The organism is Moraxella oblonga NBRC 102422, from assembly GCF_001598275.1.
GTDB lineage: Bacteria > Pseudomonadota > Gammaproteobacteria > Pseudomonadales > Moraxellaceae > Moraxella > Moraxella oblonga.
Map to the genome: position 1 here is coordinate 1 of NZ_BCYQ01000083.1, position 2,593 is coordinate 2,593.

General features: G+C 49.6%; 2 rRNA genes. Both read right to left on the reverse strand.

The window, feature by feature from the left end:
• Positions 1–17: 17 nt before the first annotated feature.
• A 5S ribosomal RNA gene (rrf, locus tag MOB01S_RS11930) occupies positions 18–131 on the reverse strand.
• 129 nt (positions 132–260) lie between these two features.
• A 23S ribosomal RNA gene (locus tag MOB01S_RS11935) occupies positions 261–2,593 on the reverse strand; the annotation flags it as partial.

The following is a 2,593-nucleotide window of genomic DNA, read 5'->3' on the forward strand; positions in this document are numbered from 1 at the left end:
GGGGGGCTTAAATAAGGTGCTGACGATGACCTACTCTCACATGGGCAAACCACACTACCATCGGCGCTAAGACGTTTCACTTCTGAGTTCGGGAAGGGATCAGGTGGTTCCATCTTGCTATTGTCGTCAGCGTAAAAGGACAACTTTCAATATGAGTCTGTTTTATTTTAATTTTTAAAGTTTTTACTAAATCAAGATTAAGGTAATCATTACACTTTATCATACAACACTTGAAGTGATTTAAACCACTTGGGTGTTGTATGGTCAAGCCAAACGAGCAATTAGTATTGGTTAGCTACACATATCACTATGCTTCCACACCCAACCTATCAACGTCGTAGTCTACAACGGCTCTTTAGGGAAATCTAATCTTGAGGTCGGCTTCCCGCTTAGATGCTTTCAGCGGTTATCCGATCCGAACATAGCTACCCGGCAATGCGACTGGCGTCACAACCGGAACACCAGAGGTTCGTCCACTCTGGTCCTCTCGTACTAGGAGCAGATCCTCTCAAATTTCCAACGCCCACGGTAGATAGGGACCGAACTGTCTCACGACGTTCTAAACCCAGCTCGCGTACCTCTTTAAATGGCGAACAGCCATACCCTTGGGACCTGCTTCAGCCCCAGGATGAGATGAGCCGACATCGAGGTGCCAAACACCGCCGTCGATATGAACTCTTGGGCGGTATCAGCCTGTTATCCCCAGAGTACCTTTTATCCGTTGAGCGATGGCCCTTCCATACAGAACCACCGGATCACTAAGACCTACTTTCGTACCTGCTCGACTTGTGGGTCTCGCAGTTAAGCGCGCTTTTGCCTTTATACTCTTTGGACGATTTCCGACCGTCCTGAGCGCACCTTCGTACTCCTCCGTTACTCTTTAGGAGGAGACCGCCCCAGTCAAACTACCCACCATACATTGTCCTTGATACTGTTATATCTAAGTTAGAACCCCAACATAACCAGGGTGGTATTTCAAGGTTGGCTCCATAGGAACTGGCGTCCCTACTTCAAAGCCTCCCACCTATCCTACACAAGTTAGGTCAAAGTTCAATGTAAAGCTGTAGTAAAGGTTCACGGGGTCTTTCCGTCTAGCCGCGGGTACACAGCATCTTCACTGCGATTTCGATTTCACTGAGTCTCTGCTGGAGACAGCGCTGCCATCATTATGCCATTCGTGCAGGTCGGAACTTACCCGACAAGGAATTTCGCTACCTTAGGACCGTTATAGTTACGGCCGCCGTTTACTGGGGCTTCGATCAAGAGCTTCGCTTACGCTAACCCCATCAATTAACCTTCCAGCACCGGGCAGGCATCACACCCTATACGTCCACTTTCGTGTTTGCAGAGTGCTGTGTTTTTAATAAACAGTTGCAGCAGCCTGGTATCTGCGACTGCCAACAGCTCAAAGAGCAAGTCTTATCACCATCGGCAGCGTACCTTCTCCCGAAGTTACGGTACCATTTTGCCTAGTTCCTTCAGCAGAGTTCTCTCAAGCGCCTTGGTATTCTCTACCTGACCACCTGTGTCGGTTTCGGGTACGATTTCTTTATGACTATCGCTTAGAAGCTTTTCCTGGAAGCAGGGTATCTGCCACTTCGCTAGTAAACCTAGCTTGCTATCAGATCTCATTAATAGTCTAGCGGATTTGCCTACTAAACCTAACTACATCCTTCCACCTGGACAACCAACGCCAGGCTGACATAACCTTCTCCGTCCCTCCATCGCATCATAAACAAGTATCGGAATATTAACCGATTTCCCATCGACTACGCCTTTCGGCCTCGCCTTAGGGGTCGACTCACCCAGCCCCGATTAACGTTGGACTGGAACCCTTGGTCTTCCGGCGAACGGGCTTTTCACCCGTTTTGTCGTTACTCACGTCAGCATTCGCTCTTGTGATACCTCCAGCACACCTTACGATGCACCTTCACAGGCTTACACAACGCTCCCCTACCACTTAATTGAAACAATTAAATCCGCAGCTTCGGCTCCTAGTTTGAGCCCCGTTACATCTTCCGCGCAGGCCGACTCGACTAGTGAGCTATTACGCTTTCTTTAAATGATGGCTGCTTCTAAGCCAACATCCTAGCTGTCTGTGCCTTCCCACATCGTTTCCCACTTAACTAGGAATTTGGGGCCTTAGCTGGCGGTCTGGGTTGTTTCCCTCTTGACGACGGACGTTAGCACCCGCCGTCTGTCTCCCGGATAGTACTCTTGGGTATTCGGAGTTTGCATCGGTTTGGTAAGTCGGGATGACCCCCTAGCCGAAACAGTGCTCTACCCCCCAAGGTATTCGTCCGAGGCGCTACCTAAATAGCTTTCGGGGAGAACCAGCTATCACCGAGTTTGATTAGCCTTTCACCCCTATCCACAAGTCATCCCCTACCTTTTCAACGGGAGTGGGTTCGGTCCTCCGGCACCTGTTACGGCACTTTCAACCTGCTCATGGATAGATCACTCGGTTTCGGGTCTATACCCTGCAACTAAGACGCCCTATTAAGACTCGGTTTCCCTACGCCTCCCCTACACGGTTAAGCTTGCTACAGAATATAAGTCGCTGACCCATTATACAAAAGGTACGCCGTCACCC